The organism is Colwellia sp. SU-HH01217 (assembly GCF_057543495.1).
The window spans coordinates 18,828-38,859 of the sequence record NZ_BAAJLX010000011.1 but is presented as its reverse complement, the minus strand read 5'-3'; the positions used below and the strand labels follow the sequence as shown (position 1 = coordinate 38,859).

Sequence of the window (20,032 nt, the reverse complement as noted above, 5' to 3'; positions counted from 1 at the left end):
ATTAATGTTCCCATGATTAAAGTTTAAATAAAATTGGTGCAAACAACGGCATAGCCATTATTAAACAAAATATTCCAAAAAATGGTAGTGGCACAAAAAGCTCAAGGGAAGTTAACACCTTAAAAGCTACAGAAAATAAAACTGCCGTTACTATCATTTTAATTTTTACGCCACTAAAAAAGGATTCAACCACTAATTTAGAAGATCGTGCCCCAGCATGTTTAAATGCTTTATAGGCAAATATTATATTAGGAATTATGCCAATTACCCCACCAGTTAATACTGATACTGAATGAGCTAATCCCCAAAAAAAATACGTTACTAATGTAAAAATCAATACAATAATTATTGATATACTTATCTGTTGATAAGCTAACTTTCGTCCAGTTTTTACTAGTGGGTTACTTTTAAAAAAACTCACTTAGCACTCCAACGAAAATTATCGTATGTTTTACACTTTAAAATTAAAAAAACTTTTTCGAAGTAAAGCAAATGCTTTAATTTGGAAAAAGTCAGCGCAAGTATACTTAATTATTGCTTAATTGCAACAAAAGAGGGCATGGTTAGCCCTATTATCGTGCGATTATTTTCAATCTGAATATATATTAAATATTAAGCGTATGAATAGTGGTTGATTAGTTGAATTGACCAATAATTCCGTCAAGTTCTTCAAGGTTGGTATATGAGATTACAAGTTTGCCTTTACCTTTTTTATTATGGCTAATAGCAACCTGTGCCCCAAATTTTTCTGAAAGTTTTTGCTCTAACGATTGAGTATCTGGATCTTTAATTTTTTCTGCTTTTTCTACACTAGGTTCTAACGCTTTTTTAACCAGTTTCTCTGTTTCTCTTACGGTTAATTCTTTCGCAGCAACAACACGAGCAGTGGTTGTTTGCAAGTCGTTCTCAAGTGCTAATAAAGCACGAGCATGACCCATTTCAATATCGCCATGTTCGAGTAATATTTTCACATCTTCATTTAAATTATTTAAACGCAATAAATTACTAACAGCTGCCCTTGATTTACCTACCGCATCTGCAACTTCTTGATGTGTTAATTCAAATTCATTCAATAAACGCTCTAATGCAATAGCCTCTTCCATTGCATTTAAATCTTCACGTTGTATATTTTCGATTAACGCAATTGCAACAGCCGTTTCATCAGGCACTTCTTTAATTAAACAAGGGATAATATCAACGCCAGCTAACTGCGCTGCTCGCCAACGACGTTCACCGGCAATGATTTCATAGCTATTTTCACCAACACTTCTTACGACAATCGGTTGAATAATGCCTTGAGAACGTATTGAATTTGCAAGATCTTCTAAAGCTTCTGGAGACATATCCTTACGCGGCTGATATTTACCCGGCTGTAATTGCTCAACAGGTAAGCTTTGTAATTCACTGTTAATTTGTTCTGATGACGGCACAGATTCATCAGCAGGGGCTTGTGGTGCAGTTGTTAATAATGCATCTAGACCTCGGCCTAACCCTCTACGTTTAGTTGGACTCATAATTTCTTTTGCGCCTTAATGTTCAATTTGATGATGATAATTTATTGATCTTGTTTTCTTAATAGTTCGCCCGCTAAAGCTAAATAGGCTTTTGACCCTGTTGATGATTTATCATAATACATCACTGGAGAGCCAAAACTTGGCGCTTCAGCTAAGCGTACATTTCGGGGAATAACAGTACGATACACTTTATCACCAAAATGACGTTTTAATTGCTCAGATACATCATTGGCCAAACGGTTACGAGGATCGTACATGGTTCGTAAAATACCTTCAATCTGCAATTCTCCGTTTACCACTGAAATAAGCTTTGAAACTGTATCCATTAACGCAGTAAGGCCTTCAAGAGCGTAATATTCACACTGCATAGGAACTAATACTGAATCAGCCGCTGTCATTGCATTTACAGTCATCATATTTAATGAAGGAGGGCAGTCTATTATAATAAAATCATAGTTTTTAAGTACAGGGGCCAGCGCGTTTTTGAGCCTATGCTCTCGTGAGTAAACTTCCATTAATTTAATTTCTGCCGCAGTAACGTCTGCATTACCAGCAATTAAATGGTAGTGACCTGTAGTTTCTTTAATTACAACTTCATCGAAAGGTTTTTCTTCAACCAACAATTCATAACAAGTATTTTCTATATCGTACTTGTCAATGCCGCTACCCATAGTAGCGTTACCTTGTGGGTCTAAATCGATTAATAATACTTTACGTTTGGTGGCAGCGAGTGATGCGGCTAGGTTAACGGCTGTTGTGGTTTTACCAACACCACCTTTTTGATTTGCAACTGCAATTATTTTTCCCACAAAAGCCTCTACATTTTATTAGTATTTTAATTTATCAGGGTCTGTTTATTAGTTTGCTATTTTTTTTAACGCAATTAAATGTCGTTCACCTGTCAGTTGCGGCACTTTAATTTCATAACTGTCTGTTATTTTAATATTTTCAGGCAATGTGTCAATTTCGTCTTTCGGAAATTGACCTTTAAGCGCAAAAAAACGCCCTTGCTCAATATTAATTAAATGATGACACCAAGTCACCATATCGTTTAATGAAGAGAATGCTCGACTTAATACCCCATCAAATGGAGTTTCAGGCTGATATTTTTCAACACGAGACAATACTGGTGTTACGTTTTTGAGTTTTAACTGGAAAACCACTTGTCTTAAAAACGTAATCCTTTTGCCTAAACTGTCTAATAATACAAAGTTTTTTTCAGGATACAAGATAGAAAGAGGTATACCAGGTAAACCAGGCCCGGTTCCAACATCAATAAAACTGTTTCCGGTAAGGTGAGGGCCAACCATTAAACTATCTAAAATATGTTTAACTAACATTTCTTCTGGATCGCGTACAGAAGTTAGATTGTAAGCTTTATTCCATTTAATCAGTAATTCTACATACTGAATTAGCAAATGAATTTGTTGTTCCGATAATGCTAATTCAGTTTGTTCAACCAAGGATACTAATTTTTCAGCTAAGGTCATTTTTTGATTTGCTTTTTAATAACGCCTGTTTATGCAGATTTACGCAACAAGCCATGTTTTTTTAGATAAACCAATAATAACGAAATTGCCGCCGGAGTAATACCAGAAATACGAGTTGCTTTGCCAATAGTTTCAGGACGAGTATCTGAAAGCTTAGCGACAACTTCATTTGACAATCCAGAAATTTGAGTAAAATCAAAGTCAACAGGGATTAAAGTGTCTTCATGACGTTTCTTTTTGGCAATTTCGTCGAGTTGTCTGTCAATGTAACCTGAATATTTAGTTTGTATTTCAATTTGTTCTGCAGCTTGTACATCTTGTATTGCAGGGCCAAAGCCTTCAATTTTCATTAAATCGGTGTAACTAACCTCAGGTCGGCGCAATAAATCCTCTAAAGAATTTTCACGACTAACTGGATTTTTTAATAAGGCATTTAATTGATCAATTTTTGCGTGATCTTTTTGAATCCAAGTTGATCGTAAACGTTGACGCTCTAATTCTACGTTTTCTATTTTTTCATTAAAACGCTGCCAACGAAGATCATCAACTAAGCCAACTTTTCGACCTTGTTCTGTTAATCGTATATCAGCGTTATCTTCACGTAGTAATAAACGGTATTCTGCGCGAGAGGTAAACATTCTATAAGGTTCTTTGGTTCCTAAAGTCGCTAAGTCGTCAATTAAAACGCCCATGTAAGCTTGATCTCGACCTAAGAGGAATTCCCCTAATTCTTTAACTTTACATGCAGCATTAGTTGCAGCAACTAAACCTTGAGCACCAGCTTCTTCATACCCTGTGGTACCGTTAATTTGACCAGCAAAGTATAGATTTTTAACAAATTTACTTTCAAGGGTTTGCTTTAAATCACGAGGATCAAAGTAATCATACTCAATAGCGTAACCAGGACGAGTAATATGTGCATTTTCAAAACCTTTGATCGAACGAACTAAATTCATTTGAACATCAAAAGGTAAGCTTGTAGAAATACCGTTGGGATACACTTCGTTCGTGGTTAGTCCTTCAGGCTCTACAAAAATTTGGTGTGATGTTTTGTCAGCAAAACGGGTAATTTTATCTTCAATTGAAGGGCAGTATCTTGGACCAACACCTTCAATAACTCCGGTGTACATAGGCGAACGATCTAAACCATCGCGAATATGTTGATGTGTTTGTTCATTTGTGTGAGTGATATAGCAAGAAACTTGTTCTGGATGATCGTTGATCGATCCCATAAATGAAAATACCGGTCTAGGTGAATCACCTGGTTGTTCTTCCATTACTGAGTAATCTAATGTTCTTGCATCTAAACGAGGAGGTGTGCCTGTTTTTAAACGATCCATTCTAAATGGCATATCGCGCATTTTGCTGGCTAAGTTTACACTTGCAGGATCGCCTGCTCGACCACCTTGGTAATTATTTAAGCCAATATGGATCTGGCCAGCAAGGAAAGTACCAACCGTTAATACTACGGTTTTTCCTTTAAATTTCAGTCCCATTTGGGTAGAAACACCAACAACAAGATCGTTTTCAAGGATCAAGTCATCACAAGGTTGTTGAAAAATGGTTAAATTTTCTTGATTTTCTAAAAAGTGTCTTACATAGGATCTATACAAAGAACGATCCGCTTGGGCACGTGTTGCTCGTACTGCCGGGCCTTTACTTGCATTTAAGGTTCTAAATTGTATGGCACTATGATCAATGGCTGTGGCCATTAATCCACCTAAGGCATCAATTTCTTTAACAAGATGACCTTTACCAATACCACCAATTGCAGGGTTACAAGACATTTGGCCTAGTGTATCAATATTATGAGTGAGTAATAATGTTTTACAACCCATTCTAGCTGCAGCTAGACATGCTTCAGTTCCAGCATGACCACCACCAACAACAATTACGTCATAAGACTCTTGATACCACATAAAATTTTAATCCAAAAATGTACTTCTTAAAAACAAGAGGCGTATTTTAGCTTTTTTTTGTCCTAAGGGAAACGATCAAATGATTAAAAAGATCTTGTCTTGATCTTTAATTAAATAAAGAGATCTATTTAAAGATCTTATTATTACTTACTATTAGTAAATGCATTTTCTGTGGATAACTGTTTTTTTATTATATACGGCAACAATTTACATGATCCATTAACTTGTGATCAAACTTTGATCAAACCGTCAGAAAGCTTTGATCAAAAGCACTAGTTATACACAGGAGGTATATGGGATTTTATTGTACACTGAATAATAATAAGAAATTAACCTGTTATCCTTTATGTTATCCACAATAGATTGGTTTTTTAATTAATATTGTGCATAACTTATGAGTAAACTTGTTATAAAAGATCTTTTAGATCAGTTATCCACTGCTGGGCAAGCATTTCAGGATCTATATCTTGGCTCATGTCTAACGTTTTTAATTGTGTTAATTGTTTGCAACCTTTTGACTTTAAAAGATTAAATAAATTTTTAGCAGCGTTACAGTAGGTGTCATAGTTAGAATCTCCAATACCTAGCACGATCAATTTAACTGAGGATAGGTTTTGATCGTTATTGGTTAGATCTTTTACAAATGATTGAATATTGTCAGGGTAGTCACCAGCACCATGAGTTGAAGTACAAACTAACCATGTTTGATTAATGCTCGTAATTTCATCAAATTTAGGCTGTAAATGTAGCTGAGTTTCGTGTCCAAATGACTGAAGTGTTTCTTCGCAAGCTTCTGCAACATACTCAGTACCACCTAACATGCTTCCTACAATTATTTGAAATGAAGACATAACGTTCCTTTCTTAAAGTTTTAAGAGTAAATATATTAATGCAAATGATGTAAGTGTTTATTAAGCCAGTATCAGACTATTTACCTATACAAAATGATGAAAATATTTTACCAAGTAGATCATCACTGGTGAATTCTCCGGTGATTTGATCCAATTCTTGCTGACAAATACGTAGTTCTTCTGCAAGAATTTCACCTGCTACATACGATTCAAGTTGATCTAAACCTGTTAATAGATGCTGATGGGTATTTTCTAAGGCAACTAAGTGTCTTCGCCTTGCCATAAAACCGCCCTCTGTGCTTCCTTGATAACCCATTATGGTTTTAAGGTGCTCTTTTAGGCTGTTAACGCCATCACCTGTTTTTGCCGATAAGGTAACAATGCTATGAGTGATTTGTGATTTTGGATCTTGTTTCTCTTTGTAACCTGTTTGGCTGTTACTAATATCAGCTTTATTTCTGACAAGAGTTAAGCCAATATTTTCAGGTAATTTTTCAAAAAATGCTGGCCATTCTTTTCTAATGTTAAGCTCATCTATATCTACAGAGTCATTTTCTGTTGCATCAACCATTAATAACACTCTGTCTGCTTGGTTAATTTCTTGCCAAGCTCGTTCTATACCTATTTGTTCTACTTTGTCTGCGCTTTCTCTTAAGCCAGCAGTATCAATTATATGTAAAGGCATGCCATCAATATGTATCTGCTCTGTTAGTACATCACGGGTTGTTCCTGCTATATCTGTTACTATTGCCGTATCTTTGCCGCTTAATGCATTTAACAAGCTCGATTTGCCTGCATTAGGGCGACCTGCGATAACTACTCGCATACCTTCTCTTATGATACTGCCTTGTTGTGCTTGTTTGCGGACGTTTTCAACTTTTTCGATTATCGTCTTTAGATCCGTCACGACTTTTTTATCAGCAAGAAAATCAATTTCCTCTTCTGGAAAATCTATTGCAGCTTCAACATACATACGTAAATGGATAATACTTTCGACCATTTCATTTACTAATACTGAAAAATCACCTTGTAGTGAGTGTAGTGCGCATCGAGCTGCTTGCTCTGAGCTAGAATTTATTAAATCAGCAATGGCTTCTGCTTGTGTTAAATCGAGTTTATCGTTTAAAAATGCTTGTTCACTAAACTCACCGGGCTTGGCCATTCTAATTTTGCTAATAGCTAAAATTTCTTTCAATAGCATATCAAGTATTACTGGACCACCATGTCCTTGTAGTTCGAGCACATCTTCACCGGTAAATGAATTAGGTGCTTTAAAAAATAAAGCTATCCCTTGATCTACCGTTTGATTATTTCTGTCTTTAAAAGGTAAATATTCAGCCTTTCTTACTTCTGGCACTTTACCTAAAATAACGTTCGCCGCTTGAATTGCTTCGGGTCCTGAAATTCTGATTATACCTACACCACCTCTTCCTGGTGCTGTGGCTTGTGCGGCAATCGTTTCTTGGTGATGTGAGGGTAATACTTGCTTATTCATAATGGCTTCCTAGAATTTGACTTAAGCATTATAAACTATCGGACATAAAAAAGGCGACCATGTGGCCGCCTGATGTTTAATTTTTAACGCTACGATATAAACATTACTTTGTTTTTTGTTTCGCTTTTTCAATGCCGTTAAATATCACTTTCATTTGCGCAATAGAAATCAAGTTACTTACTAGCCAATAAAGCACTAAACCTGACGGGAACCACGCCATGAATATTGAAAACACTACTGGCATGTATTGCATTATTTTTTGCTGCATTGGATCTTGAATAGTCATCGGTTGCATTTTTTGCATAACGAACATACTAATACCCATTAATATTGGTAGAACAAAGTATGGGTCCATTGCTGAAAGATCTTGTATCCAGAATATAAACGGTGCGTGTCTTAACTCTACACTTTCTAAAAATACCCAATAAAGTGCTAAGAAAATAGGCATTTGAATTAATAACGGTAAACAACCACCAGCAGGGTTTACTTTTTCTTTCTTGTAAAGCTCCATCATACCTTGAGACATTTTTTGACGGTCGTCACCAAAACGCTCTTTTAGTGCTGTCATTTTAGGTTGCAGTTCGCGCATTTTAGCCATAGAGGTATATTGCGCTTTCGTTAATGGGTACATTGCCCCTTTAACGATAAGGGTGATCACGATAATCGCTAAGCCCCAGTTACTTACAACAGATTGAATTTTTATTAATAACCAAAATAAAGGTTGGCTGATCATAAACAAAAAGCCGTAATCTATTGTTAAGTCTAAGTTATCAGCAATTTTCTCTAAAATATCTTGATCTTTTGGTCCCACATAAAAAATTGCAGATGTTGCGCCTTCACTATTTGCTTCAACAATAATAGCAGGTGCTTTAAAACCAATAACAGCATCGCGATTAGAAGTGTATTGTGTGTAAAGTTGGTTAGTATCCTCAGCTTTAGGTACCCAAGCTGATACAAAATAATGCTCAAGCATTGCCACCCAACCACCTTGGGTTGCTATGTTTAAAGTTTCATCTTGAATATCTTCAAAATCATACTTCTCGTAACGATCTTCAGAAGTAGAGTAAGCAGCACCACGGTAGGTAGGAATTAAACCACTTGAAGTGTCTACATTGGTGGACTGTTTTAATTGTGCATATAATTGCATTGAAACATTGTTGGCCGTATTATTTTTAATAAGGTAGTCAACATTTACGCTATAGCTTGAGTGATTAAAGGTGAAACGTTTGGTTACCGATAATCCATCCTCTGCTGTATAAGATAAATCAACCACTAAAGGTTCATTTTCAGTTGCAGCGAAGCTTTTTGCCGTTGTGCTGTAAATCGGGCGACCTTTAATAATTCGGTCTAAACCGTTAGCGCCGGTTAAACCACTTTGGGCAATATATTTGCTTTGACCATTTTGCATAACGGTAAATGGAATATTTCCGCCTTGCTCTGTTTCATAATCAAGTAATTTAACTTCAACAATATCGCCACCTTGTGTATTGATTTTTAAAGACAGTACGTCTGTTTCAATACTAATTAAGTGGGCAGTAGCAGTTGTGGATTTGTTAATTGCACTAGTTGAATCTGACGATTCTGGAATAAAGTCACCAGATGAATCACCACCTGAATTGCTTACTTGGTTATAGGTTGGTTGTTCAATTACCGGTGCATTATCAAGTTGCCATTGACTATATAGCAAATAAGTAACCACCATTAGCGCAATAAACAGAAAACTGCGTTGGGATTCCATAAGATTTATTTCTCTTTTTTTGATTTAGGCACGGGATCTTCTCCCCCTGCATTAAGTGGATGGCATTTTAGTATACGTTTGCCCGCTAGCCAACACCCTTTTATTACACCAAAGCGATTAATTGCTTCAATAGCATAAGTAGAGCAGGTTGGTTGAAACCGACAGTTATCACCCAGTAAAGGGCTTAACCAGCGTTTATAAACATTTATTAATGCTATTGCTAGCCGTTGAAACGTCGAATGACTTTTCGCCATATATTTTCTAATTGTCGATTAATTTCATTATTTTCTAGTTTATCAGTGCCAGATTTCACCATGACTACCATATCTATATGGGGCAAATTGTGCTGATTTAAACGAAAACTTTCTCTAATTTGTCTTTTAATTCTATTACGCTGAACAGCTAACTTTACACGCTTCTTTGCAATAGCTAAGCCTAATCTGTTTTCTTGATTTTTATTTTCAGCAATTAAAATGGTGATATGGCTTGAACCAAAGCGAATGGGTTTAGCGAATACTGCTTGAAAATGAGCAGGGGTTAATAATCGAGATCCCCGTTCAAACTTATAACTAACCACAATAAAGACCTACTGTTTAATTACTGATAAAAATTAGACAAAAAAAAAGCCTTTATAATAAAGACTTTTTTTATAAGCTTAGTAAGCACTTAAATTAAGCACTTAAACGAGCGCGGCCTTTAGCACGACGACGTGCAATTACTGCACGGCCATTCTTAGTTGCCATGCGAGCACGGAATCCGTGGTTACGCTTACGTTTTAATACGCTAGGTTGAAATGTTCTTTTCATTACGCTAATCCGTCGGTTGTTGTTGCCCTGGCAAAACAGCCGTTAATGAGCACACTTGGTCTAAAAAAGAGGGCGAATTTTATAGTTTGTTGTATCTTTTGTCAACGAATATATTTAAGTGATTTATTAATTGATCGTTAAAAGGATCCTTGTGATCAGTTTAAAATACTAATAAATAGTTAAAAATCAAAAAAATATAATTAACCTCTTGAAATATAATGATTTATATTTACTTTATGTTGATGTATCCACAGTTTTATAACATTTACACCTCGAGATGTTTATAAAATAGACTATTTTTTTTGAAGTTTCTGAATAAATCAGGTTAAAGAAATAGCACTTTTTTATTAATTTTAAATTATTAAAGTATCTATTTTATAACAGCTTAGCGGTTTATTTATAAATAATTCAATATTAGTCAATTATCAATATTGCACTTGTGGATAACTATAGAGATAATAGCCTTATTATAAAAATTACATTTAGCTTACTCGGGTATGTTTATATTTTCGGGTAGTGTCTATTTTCAGGAGTTTGGGTGGATCTTTTACTTTGGCAACGTTGTTTATCTGTTTTACAAGAAGAGTTGCCCGCTCAACAATTTAGTATGTGGATCCGACCACTACAGTGTGTTGTTGATAATAACATCATGACTCTTTATGCCCCGAATCGATTTGTTTTAGATTGGGTTAGAGATAAATATGTTAATAGAATTAATGAATTAGTTTCATTGCATGATGAAGATAACCCGCCATTATTAAGATTTGATGTTGGTAGTAAACCGTTAGGAGATTCTGCTATACCAGAAACTTCTTCTGCGGCCACACCTGTAATATCAACCAACAATACAGTTCAAGAATTAGAAACTAATTTACCCAAAAAAACCAATGTTAGAGAGAAGTATACTTTTGATAACTTTGTTGAGGGTAAATCTAACCAATTAGCGCGAGCTGCAGCTTCCCAAGTTTCTGATAATCCCGGTACTGCTTATAATCCATTATTTATTTACGGTGGTACAGGTTTAGGTAAAACGCATTTATTGCATGCTGTTGGTAATGGTATTTTATTAAATAAACCTAACGCTAAAATAGCTTATATGCACTCTGAACGTTTTGTTCAGGATATGGTACGAGCACTACAAAATAATGCGATGGAAAAATTTAAACATTACTATCGTAATGTTGACGCCTTATTAATTGATGATATTCAGTTTTTTGCTGGTAAAGAACGAACTCAAGAAGAGTTTTTTCATACTTTTAATGCCTTGTTAGAAGGTAATCAACAAATAATCTTAACCAGTGATCGTTACCCTAAAGAAATAGATGGCGTGGATGATCGTCTAAAATCTCGTTTTGGTTGGGGACTAACCATTGCAATTGAACCGCCTGAGCTAGAAACTCGTGTAGCAATTCTTAAAAGAAAAGCACAAGAGAGTCATATTAACTTAGCAGATGAAGTTGCCTTTTTCATCGCCAAACGTTTACGATCTAATGTAAGAGAGTTGGAAGGGGCATTAAATCGGGTTATTGCTAATGCTAATTTTACTGGTCGTTCTATCACTATAGATTTTGTTAGAGAAGCATTAAGAGATTTACTAGCGCTTCAAGATAAGTTAGTGACTATCGACAATATTCAAAAAACAGTTGCTGAATATTATAAAATTAAAGTGGCTGATTTGCTTTCTAAAAGAAGAAACAGATCTGTTGCTAGACCTAGACAAATTGCAATGGCATTATCTAAAGAGCTGACTAATCACAGTTTACCCGAAATAGGTGATGCATTTGGCGGAAGAGATCATACAACTGTTTTACATGCCTGTCGTAAAATTAAAACTTTACGTGAAGAAACGCATGATATTAAAGAAGATTATTCTAATCTAATCAGAACACTTTCTTCTTAAATAGCTTAATAAAAATAACGATAAAATTAATCAGATTAATAGATAGGGCAATTCAATGAAGTTTTCATTAAACAGGGAATTATTACTTAAACCATTATTATTGGTTTCTGGCGCAGTTGAGCGTAAAAGTACATTACCTATTTTAGGAAATATACTTTTAGATGTTAACAACCAATCATTAACATTAACTGCTACCGATCTTGAGTTAGAAATGGTTGCTTACGCAGAAATAGAGAACCAAGCTCAAGACGGTAAAGTTACCGTGCCTGCTAAGAAACTTCTCGATATTTGTAAAAGTTTACCTGAAAATTCTATGCTAACTTTTGAATCTGACGCTGATGTAATTAAACTCAGCACTGGACGAAGTAAGTATTCCTTATCAACTTTGTCAGCGGCAGACTTTCCTAATATTGAAGAGTGGAAAGGGGATGTTGAATTTAAATTATTAAAGTCTGAATTACTTAGATTAATAGAAAGCACTCATTTTTCTATGGCAAATCAGGATGTTAGGTATTATTTAAATGGTATGTCTATAGAAACTGAAAACAATGAAATTCGTTCAGTTGCCACAGATGGTCATCGTCTTGCTATTTGTAAAATTTCAAATGATTCATTATCGCTACCGGCTAGACAAGTTATTGTTCCGCGAAAGGGCATTTTAGAGATCATACGTTTATTAGATCCTATTGATGAAGAGGTTCAAGTATTTTTAGGATCTAATCATATCCGCATCATTGATTCTGAATTTTCGTTTACCAGTAAATTAGTTGATGGCCGTTTCCCAGATTATCGTCGAGTATTACCTCGTAATGGCGATAAAGTTATGGAGTCTGATAAAGACCAATTACGACAAGTACTTTCTCGTGCCTCTATTTTATCTAATGAAAAATTTAAAGGTGTACGCTTAAATTTTGCCAATTCGTTATTAAAAATTACTGCTAACAATCCTGAACAAGAGCAAGCAGAGGAGGAAATTGAAATAGATTTTCCTTATGACGAGTTAGAAATTGGTTTCAACGTTAGTTACGTTTTAGATGTATTAAGTGCTATTAAAGACGCTAACGTTAAATTTACCCTTGCAGATGCTAACAGTAGTGTAGTGATAGAAGGTTCTGATTCTGGTGAAGCGCTTTATGTTGTTATGCCGATGAGGCTCTAGTTGTTGATAATATTTTTTATTTTATTACACACTTATTTATTAATAGATAAATTATATATATGAGTGTATTAAAATTAGTTACGCAAAATTTTAGAAACCTTAATGGGCAGGCGATAAACTTTCATTGTGACAACAATTTTATCGTCGGTGAAAACGGTAGTGGTAAAAGTAGTTTACTAGAAGCTATATTTTTTTTAGGTCATGGTAAGTCTTATCGAACCAGTAAAGTAAATACTATTGTAAATCATCAAAATACTAAGTTTGTTGTTAGTATTAAAGATTTTGAACAAAGACAATTAGGTATTAGTAGGGACTTAGTTTCTGGTGTTACTGATATTAAAGTTGATAGTGAACGTCAATCTCGGTTGTCTGATTTAGCTAAAAATATAGCAGTTCAAATTGTAACACCTGAAAGTTTTAAGTTGTTTTTCGGTGGTCCAAAAGAAAGACGTCGCTTTATTGATTTAGGTTTGTTTCACGTGAAACATGAGTTTTCTAATCAATGGCGTGAATTTTCTAGGGTATTAAAGCAAAGAAATGCATGTTTACGATCAGCTAGTAGTCATTCAATGTTAGACTATTGGACTGATATATTTTGTCAGCAAAGTGAATCGGTTGCTCGAAGTCGCAGTGAATATATAGATCAACTTAAAATAGAATTAGAAAAATGGACGCAATTATTATTGCCAAGCTTAACTGACAAAATAACTGTTCAATATTTACAGGGATGGCATCAAAAGAAACCGCTAAGTGAAGTTTTAATAGAAAACCATGAACGAGAGCGTCAACATGGGTTCAGTTTATATGGAGCCCAAAAGTTTGATGTTAGGTTTCTCGTAAATAGAACATCCATTGATATGTTGCTTTCAAGAGGGCAACAAAAGTTGTTTTTATTGGCGTTAACTTTTGCTCAAGCTAAATTAATTGAGAAAGTTAATCGAGTAAAACCAATTTTATTAATAGACGATATAGGCGCTGAGTTAGATATTAACTCTCGAACATTATTGTCAAAAGCGATTAATGAATTAAATTGTCAGGTAATAATTACTGCAATTGACCAGTTTGCCTTGAAGCCTTTGGTTTCATCAAACAAGAATTATAAGATGTTTCACGTGAAACATGGTGAAGTATTAGAGATTTCTGATGTTGACTAGTGTTAATATTGGCAACGAATAACAATGAATGAATAGGCTGAAGCTATGACTGTAGAAAATGAATATGGTTCGGATAGTATTAAAGTACTAAAAGGATTAGATGCTGTTCGTAAAAGACCTGGCATGTATATTGGTGATACTGATGATGGAAGTGGATTACATCATATGGTATTTGAAGTACTCGATAACTCTATTGATGAAGCATTAGCAGGCCACTGTTCTGAGATTGTTGTTAAAATCCATCTTGATGGTTCAGTTTCTGTTAAAGATGATGGTCGAGGTATTCCTACAGATATCCATCCTGAGGAAGGGATTTCTGCCGCTGAAGTTATTTTGACGGTACTTCATGCTGGTGGTAAATTTGGTGGTGAAGACTCGGGCTATAAAGTATCGGGTGGTCTTCATGGTGTTGGTATTTCGGTAGTTAATGCCTTAAGTGAAAAGCTACAGTTAACCATTCGTCGCCAAGGTAAATTATACGAACAGTTTTATGAAAATGGTGATTCATTAGCTCCTCTTGCTGAAGTGGGTGAAAGTGAACAAACAGGTACTGAAGTTCGTTTTTGGCCAAGTAGCGAAACGTTTTCAGATGTTATTTTTCATTACGACTTACTTGTTAAGCGTATTCGTGAATTATCGTTTCTAAATTCAGGCGTTTCTATTCGTTTAATTGATGAACGTGGTGAAGGAAGAAATGAACACTACTGTTATGAAGGTGGTATTCAAGCATTCGTTGATTATTTAAATACCAATAAAACAGCTGTGAATGATGAAATTTTTTACTTTGATTTAAGTAAAGATGATGGAATTATTGTTGAAGTTGCAATGCAATGGAACGATGGGTTTCAAGAGAATATCTATTGTTTTACTAACAATATCCCACAAAAAGATGGTGGTACACATTTAAGCGGATTCAGAACAGCGTTAACAAGAACGTTGAATTCTTATATGGTTAAAGAAGGCTTAAATAAGAAAGGTAAAGGTGGTGCTGAAACAAGTGCTACGGGTGATGATGCAAGAGAAGGGTTAACTGCGGTAATTTCAGTGAAAGTACCAGACCCTAAATTTTCATCTCAAACAAAAGATAAGTTAGTTTCTTCTGAAGTTAAAACAGCAGTAGAACAAGCAATGGGTGAAAAGTTAGGTGAATACCTATTAGAAAACCCTGCTATTGCTCGCACAATAATTATGAAAATTGTTGATGCAGCAAGAGCGCGTGAAGCTGCACGTAAAGCTCGTGAGATGACTCGTCGTAAAGGTGTGTTAGACATTGCTGGTTTGCCTGGTAAGCTAGCCGATTGCCAAGAAAAAGATCCTGCTCTTTCTGAACTATATATTGTGGAAGGGGACTCTGCTGGCGGATCAGCTAAGCAGGGGCGTAACCGTAAAAACCAAGCAATACTGCCATTGAAAGGTAAAATTCTTAACGTAGAAAAAGCACGTTTTGATAAAATGATATCTTCACAAGAAGTTGGGACACTCATTACTGCACTAGGTTGTGGTATTGGACGTGATGAATATAATCCAGAAAAACTGCGTTATCATAATATTATTATCATGACCGATGCCGATGTCGATGGTTCGCACATTCGTACATTATTACTAACGTTCTTCTATCGTCAAATGCCTGAAATAATGGAGCGAGGGCATATATTTATTGCTCAACCACCTCTGTATAAAGTTAAAAAGGGTAAGCAAGAGCGTTATATTAAAGACGATGATGGTTTGACGGAATACTTAACTACGTTAGCACTAGAAAATGCTGAACTTCATGTGAATGAAGAAGCGCCTGCGATATCAGGTTTAGTATTAGAACAACTTGTTGTTCAATTCAGAAAAACCCATGAAACGATTCAAAAAATGTCGCGTCAAATACCTGCAGATATACTAGAAAAGATGATTTATAGCTCTACAATATTTGCTGATGATTTTACTGATAAAGCTAAGGTAGATTTGTGGGCTGATAACCTAATTAAACAATTACAAAATCAAGATGGTAATGGTTCAATTTATAGTGTTGAAGTAAAACACGACAGTGAACGTGGTATTTATTACCCAAGCTTTAATGTAAGAAAGCACGGTATCGATAAAGTTTATGATTGTGGTTATGACATAGTGCAATCGAAAGAGTTTACTTCTATCAATAAATTAAACGAAGCTATTAATGGTTTAATGGAAGAAGGGGCTTATGTTAAACGTGGTGAGAAAGTTAAACCTGTTGAAGAATTTGAAGAAGCACTTAACTGGTTAATGGCTGAATCAAAACGTGGACAATACATACAACGCTATAAAGGTTTGGGTGAAATGAATCCTGAGCAACTTTGGGAAACGACAATGGATCCTGAAACTCGTCGTATGCTGCAAGTAACCATTGAAGATGCTATTGCAGCAGATTTACTATTTACTACTTTGATGGGCGATCATGTTGAGCCTCGTAGAAACTTTATTGAAGAGAATGCACTAAGAGTTGCAAACTTAGATGTGTAAGTAATAGTTATAAAATATAATTTAATGCCCGGTCATCATATCGGGCATTTTTGTTAACAATAATTGAGAATATTGAAAATCATGAGTACGTTTAATATCAATACATTTCAAGGGCTTATCTTGCAATTGCAAGATTATTGGTCGCGTCAAGGCTGTGTTATTGTACAGCCATTAGATTTAGAAGTTGGGGCAGGAACCTTTCACCCAATGACCTTTTTGCGATCAATCGGTCCAGAACCGATGAGCAGTGCTTATGTTCAGCCATGTCGTCGTCCTACAGATGGTCGTTATGGCGAAAATCCAAATAGGTTACAACATTATTATCAATTTCAAGTGATGTTAAAACCTTCACCTATTAATATTCAACAACTCTACCTTGATTCATTAAAAGAGTTGGGAATAGATCCACTTGTTCATGACATTCGTTTTGTTGAAGATAACTGGGAGTCACCCACTTTAGGTGCTTGGGGACTAGGTTGGGAAATTTGGTTAAACGGGATGGAAATTACCCAGTTTACATACTTTCAACAAGTAGGCGGGTTAGAGTGTGCACCAGTAACAGGTGAAATTACTTACGGCTTAGAGCGTTTAGCCATGTACATTCAGGATGTTGATAGCATTTATGATTTGGTATGGACAGACGGACCTATGGGTAAAGTATTATACGGTGATGTGTTCCATCAAAATGAGGTTGAGCAATCAACTTATAATTTTGAACATGCAGACGTAGATGCCTTATTTAAAATGTTTGATCAATGTGAAAAAGATAGCCAAAAATTAATTGAAAATAACTTACCGTTACCTGCTTACGAACAGGTAATGAAAGCTTCACATGCTTTTAACTTACTCGATGCTCGTCATGCTATTTCTGTAACGGAAAGACAGCGTTATATATTACGAGTTCGAACACTATCAAAAGCTTGTGCACAAGCATATTACTCTGTTAGAGAAGAGCTTGGCTTTCCGCTATGTAAAAATGAAGAAAAAGCCAAGAGTGGAGAAAAATAATGACAACTGAAACTCTACTTATAGAATTAGGTACAGAAGAATTACCACCAAAATCCCTAAAGAAGTTAGCTGAAACTTTTTTTGAGCAAATTCAAGCACAGTTAGATAATGCAGAATTATCTTATAGTGCAATAAATTGGTTTGCAACGCCTCGTAGAATGGCTGTGGTTGTGACAGAGCTTGTTGAAAAACAATCAGATAAAACAATTGAAAAGCGTGGGCCTGCAACCAATGTTGCATTTGATGAAGCAGGGAATGCAAGTAAAGCTGCGTTAGGTTGGGCTAAATCAAATGGTATTGAAATAGAACAAGCTGAGCGATTAACCACAGATAAAGGTGAGTGGTTATTACATCGTGCTACGCAAACAGGTAAAACAGTAGCAGAACTTATTCCTACTATGGTAAATAATGCACTGAATAAATTACCTATCCCTAAACCAATGCGTTGGGGAAGCGAACGTACTCAATTTATTCGCCCTGTTCATACATTAACTTTACTGTACGGCGAAACCATTCTTAATGGTGAAACGCTAGGTGTTAGCGCTAGTAACAGAGTGACTGGACACAGATTCCATCACCACGGTTTAGTTACTATAAAGCATGCTAACGATTACCAAGCAGAAATGGAAAAAGCTTATGTCGTTGTTGATTTTGAACAGCGCCAGCAACAAATTCTAGCGCAAATAAAACAAACAGCAACAGAACTTGAGGGTGAAGCTTTAATTGATGATGAGTTACTTAACGAAGTCACGGGCTTAGTTGAATGGCCGGTTACATTAGTTGGTAGCTTTGATGAGTCTTTTTTGAATGTGCCAGCAGAACCGCTTATTTATTCAATGAAAGATCATCAAAAATACTTTCCAGTTGTTGATAAGAATGGCCAGCTGATTAACAAGTTTATTTTTGTTGCAAACATTGAGAGTAAAGATCCACAGCAAGTAATTTTTGGTAATGAAAAAGTTATTCGCCCACGATTAGCTGATGCAGAGTTTTTCTTTAATACAGATAAGAAAGTGACTTTAGAAAGTCGTCTTAAAAACTTAGAAACAGTATTATTTCAAAAGCAGTTAGGCTCAGTAAAAGAGAAATCAGAACGCATTGCAAAATTAAGTGAAGCTATCGCAGTTAAATTAAATGAAAATCCTCAAGATGCTTATCGTGCGGGATTACTCAGTAAAACTGATTTATTAACTGATATGGTATTAGAGTTTCCTCAGGTGCAAGGGACAATGGGAAAATACTATGCAATTAATGATGGTGAATCTAAAGCGATTGCTCAAGCACTGGAAGATCAATATCGTCCTCGTTATGCAGGAGACAGCTTACCTGAAGGACAAATAGGTTGCGCAGTAGCTATAGCCGATAAAATAGATACCTTAGTTGGTATATTTGGTATTAACCAAGCTCCTAAAGGTGATAAAGACCCATTTGCGCTTAGACGTGCTGCTATCGGTATTATCCGTATTATTATTGATAAAAACTTAGCATTAGATATTGCAGATTTAGTGACGCAAAGTATTGGCTTATTTGGTGACAAACTTAGCAATGAAAATACAGCAACGAATGTTATAGACTTTGTCATGGGGCGTTTCCGTGCATTTTATCAAGAGCAAGGCATTAGTGTTGACGTTATTCAAGCAGTGCTTGCCAAACAACCAACGGCACCACTAGATTTTGATAAGCGTATAAAAGCGGTCAGCTATTTTAGAGGGTTAACTGAGTCTGAAACTTTAGCTGCAGCCAATAAACGTGTAGGTAATATTTTAGCTAAATTTGATGGCGAGCTGTATCAAAGTTTTAATCATGACCTTGTACAAGAAGATGAAGAGAAAGCGCTGGCAAATTTTTATAGTGAAGTTGAGACTAAAGTAACGCCATTATTGGCAGATAAAAACTATCAAGCCGCACTGAATGAGTTGGCAACATTAAGAGTGTCGATTGATAACTTTTTTGACAACGTAATGGTGATGAGTGATGATAATGCTGTTAAAACAAATCGCTTAACGTTATTAAATCAAATTAGAAATAGCTTTTTAGCAATTGCTGATATTTCTGTACTGCAATAAGCTAAGCAACAATTAAATATTGCGGCTAAAAGATATAACGAGCTCGAAAGATAAATATGATCTTGAGCTCGTTTTTTTTGCCCGAATTTTAACTAAACACTAACTAAAGAATAAAATAAATGCATTATAAACAATAGGTTGATTAAAAATCAGTTAAGATTTTTTGATCAAATATTGATAGGGCTTGTTTGTAGCTTGTTTTGCCAATAATTCATGCTCCATAAATCGGCAAAAACTAGGAATATCTCGAGTAGTTGACGGATCGTCGGCTGTAACGGTTAGCGTTTCACCTGAAGCAATTTTTCGTATTTTCAAACGAAGCATCATGACGGGTTCAGGGCAACGTAAGCCTAAAGTATCTAAATGATGATTTGCTTGTTCAAATAAAGTGTCGGTCATGGGTGATAAACTAAAGTAACAATGATTAAAGAGTGATAATAATAAC

At 35.4% G+C, this 20,032-nt stretch carries 18 protein-coding genes; 6 read left to right on the top strand and 12 right to left on the bottom strand.

Features of this window, described 5'->3' with window-relative positions; translation table 11 throughout:
- Positions 1–16: 16 nt before the first annotated feature.
- The 11 genes from AC27G3_RS13260 to rpmH form a co-directional block, all read right to left on the bottom strand.
- Positions 17–421, bottom strand: a complete 405-nt coding sequence (locus AC27G3_RS13260; RefSeq protein WP_487122287.1) for an ATP synthase subunit I — start codon at positions 419–421, stop codon at positions 17–19.
- A 214-nt stretch (positions 422–635) separates the two neighbouring features.
- The gene (locus tag AC27G3_RS13255; protein WP_487122285.1) at positions 636–1,514 is read right to left on the bottom strand and encodes a ParB/RepB/Spo0J family partition protein; all 879 of its coding nucleotides are present in this window, start codon (positions 1,512–1,514) and stop codon (positions 636–638) included.
- Between the two features lie 41 nt (positions 1,515–1,555).
- The gene (locus AC27G3_RS13250) at positions 1,556–2,323 is read right to left on the bottom strand and encodes a ParA family protein (protein ID WP_487122283.1); all 768 of its coding nucleotides are present in this window, start codon (positions 2,321–2,323) and stop codon (positions 1,556–1,558) included.
- A gap of 48 nt (positions 2,324–2,371) precedes the next feature.
- Complete coding sequence (gene rsmG, locus AC27G3_RS13245) at positions 2,372–3,004, bottom strand: 16S rRNA (guanine(527)-N(7))-methyltransferase RsmG (protein WP_487122281.1); 633 nt, start codon at positions 3,002–3,004, stop codon at positions 2,372–2,374.
- 29 nt (positions 3,005–3,033) lie between these two features.
- Positions 3,034–4,923, bottom strand: a complete 1,890-nt coding sequence (gene mnmG / locus AC27G3_RS13240) for a tRNA uridine-5-carboxymethylaminomethyl(34) synthesis enzyme MnmG (RefSeq protein WP_487122280.1) — start codon at positions 4,921–4,923, stop codon at positions 3,034–3,036.
- A gap of 407 nt (positions 4,924–5,330) precedes the next feature.
- Positions 5,331–5,774 (bottom strand): flavodoxin domain-containing protein, encoded by a 444-nt coding sequence (locus AC27G3_RS13235; RefSeq protein ID WP_487122278.1) that lies wholly within the window; start codon positions 5,772–5,774, stop codon positions 5,331–5,333.
- A 76-nt stretch (positions 5,775–5,850) separates the two neighbouring features.
- Positions 5,851–7,269 (bottom strand): tRNA uridine-5-carboxymethylaminomethyl(34) synthesis GTPase MnmE, encoded by a 1,419-nt coding sequence (gene mnmE, locus AC27G3_RS13230; protein WP_487122276.1) that lies wholly within the window; start codon positions 7,267–7,269, stop codon positions 5,851–5,853.
- 103 nt (positions 7,270–7,372) lie between these two features.
- Complete coding sequence (yidC, locus tag AC27G3_RS13225; RefSeq protein ID WP_487122274.1) at positions 7,373–9,007, bottom strand: membrane protein insertase YidC; 1,635 nt, start codon at positions 9,005–9,007, stop codon at positions 7,373–7,375.
- Positions 9,008–9,012: 5 nt separating this feature from the next.
- Positions 9,013–9,261 carry a membrane protein insertion efficiency factor YidD gene (gene yidD, locus AC27G3_RS13220; protein ID WP_487122272.1) on the bottom strand — a complete coding sequence of 83 codons (249 nt, stop codon included), beginning with the start codon at positions 9,259–9,261 and terminating at the stop codon, positions 9,013–9,015.
- Positions 9,228–9,584: a ribonuclease P protein component gene (gene rnpA / locus AC27G3_RS13215; RefSeq protein WP_487122270.1), complete on the bottom strand. Its 357-nt coding sequence runs from the start codon at positions 9,582–9,584 to the stop codon at positions 9,228–9,230. The genes yidD and rnpA overlap by 34 nt, the downstream gene beginning before the upstream one ends.
- A gap of 94 nt (positions 9,585–9,678) precedes the next feature.
- On the bottom strand, positions 9,679–9,813 hold the full coding sequence (gene rpmH / locus AC27G3_RS13210) for a 50S ribosomal protein L34 (RefSeq protein WP_011045771.1): 135 nt from the start codon (positions 9,811–9,813) through the stop codon (positions 9,679–9,681).
- Between the two features lie 538 nt (positions 9,814–10,351).
- On the opposite strand from rpmH, the gene dnaA reads away from it, so the two are divergent.
- From dnaA to glyS, 6 genes are all read left to right on the top strand, one after another.
- Entirely contained in the window at positions 10,352–11,713 is a 1,362-nt protein-coding gene (gene dnaA / locus AC27G3_RS13205) for a chromosomal replication initiator protein DnaA (RefSeq protein ID WP_487122268.1), read from the top strand.
- Positions 11,714–11,768: 55 nt separating this feature from the next.
- Complete coding sequence (gene dnaN, locus AC27G3_RS13200) at positions 11,769–12,872, top strand: DNA polymerase III subunit beta (protein WP_487122267.1); 1,104 nt, start codon at positions 11,769–11,771, stop codon at positions 12,870–12,872.
- Between the two features lie 59 nt (positions 12,873–12,931).
- The gene (gene recF, locus AC27G3_RS13195; RefSeq protein WP_487122265.1) at positions 12,932–14,026 is read left to right on the top strand and encodes a DNA replication/repair protein RecF; all 1,095 of its coding nucleotides are present in this window, start codon (positions 12,932–12,934) and stop codon (positions 14,024–14,026) included.
- A gap of 45 nt (positions 14,027–14,071) precedes the next feature.
- Positions 14,072–16,513: a DNA topoisomerase (ATP-hydrolyzing) subunit B gene (gyrB, locus tag AC27G3_RS13190; RefSeq protein WP_487122263.1), complete on the top strand. Its 2,442-nt coding sequence runs from the start codon at positions 14,072–14,074 to the stop codon at positions 16,511–16,513.
- Between the two features lie 81 nt (positions 16,514–16,594).
- The gene (gene glyQ, locus AC27G3_RS13185; RefSeq protein ID WP_487122262.1) at positions 16,595–17,521 is read left to right on the top strand and encodes a glycine--tRNA ligase subunit alpha; all 927 of its coding nucleotides are present in this window, start codon (positions 16,595–16,597) and stop codon (positions 17,519–17,521) included.
- Positions 17,521–19,587, top strand: a complete 2,067-nt coding sequence (glyS, locus tag AC27G3_RS13180) for a glycine--tRNA ligase subunit beta (protein WP_487122260.1) — start codon at positions 17,521–17,523, stop codon at positions 19,585–19,587. Before glyQ ends, glyS begins: the two co-directional genes overlap by 1 nt.
- Positions 19,588–19,740: 153 nt before the next feature.
- Here the strand turns inward: glyS and tusA are convergent, their stop codons facing one another.
- Complete coding sequence (gene tusA / locus AC27G3_RS13175) at positions 19,741–19,986, bottom strand: sulfurtransferase TusA (RefSeq protein WP_487122258.1); 246 nt, start codon at positions 19,984–19,986, stop codon at positions 19,741–19,743.
- Positions 19,987–20,032: the final 46 nt, after the last annotated feature.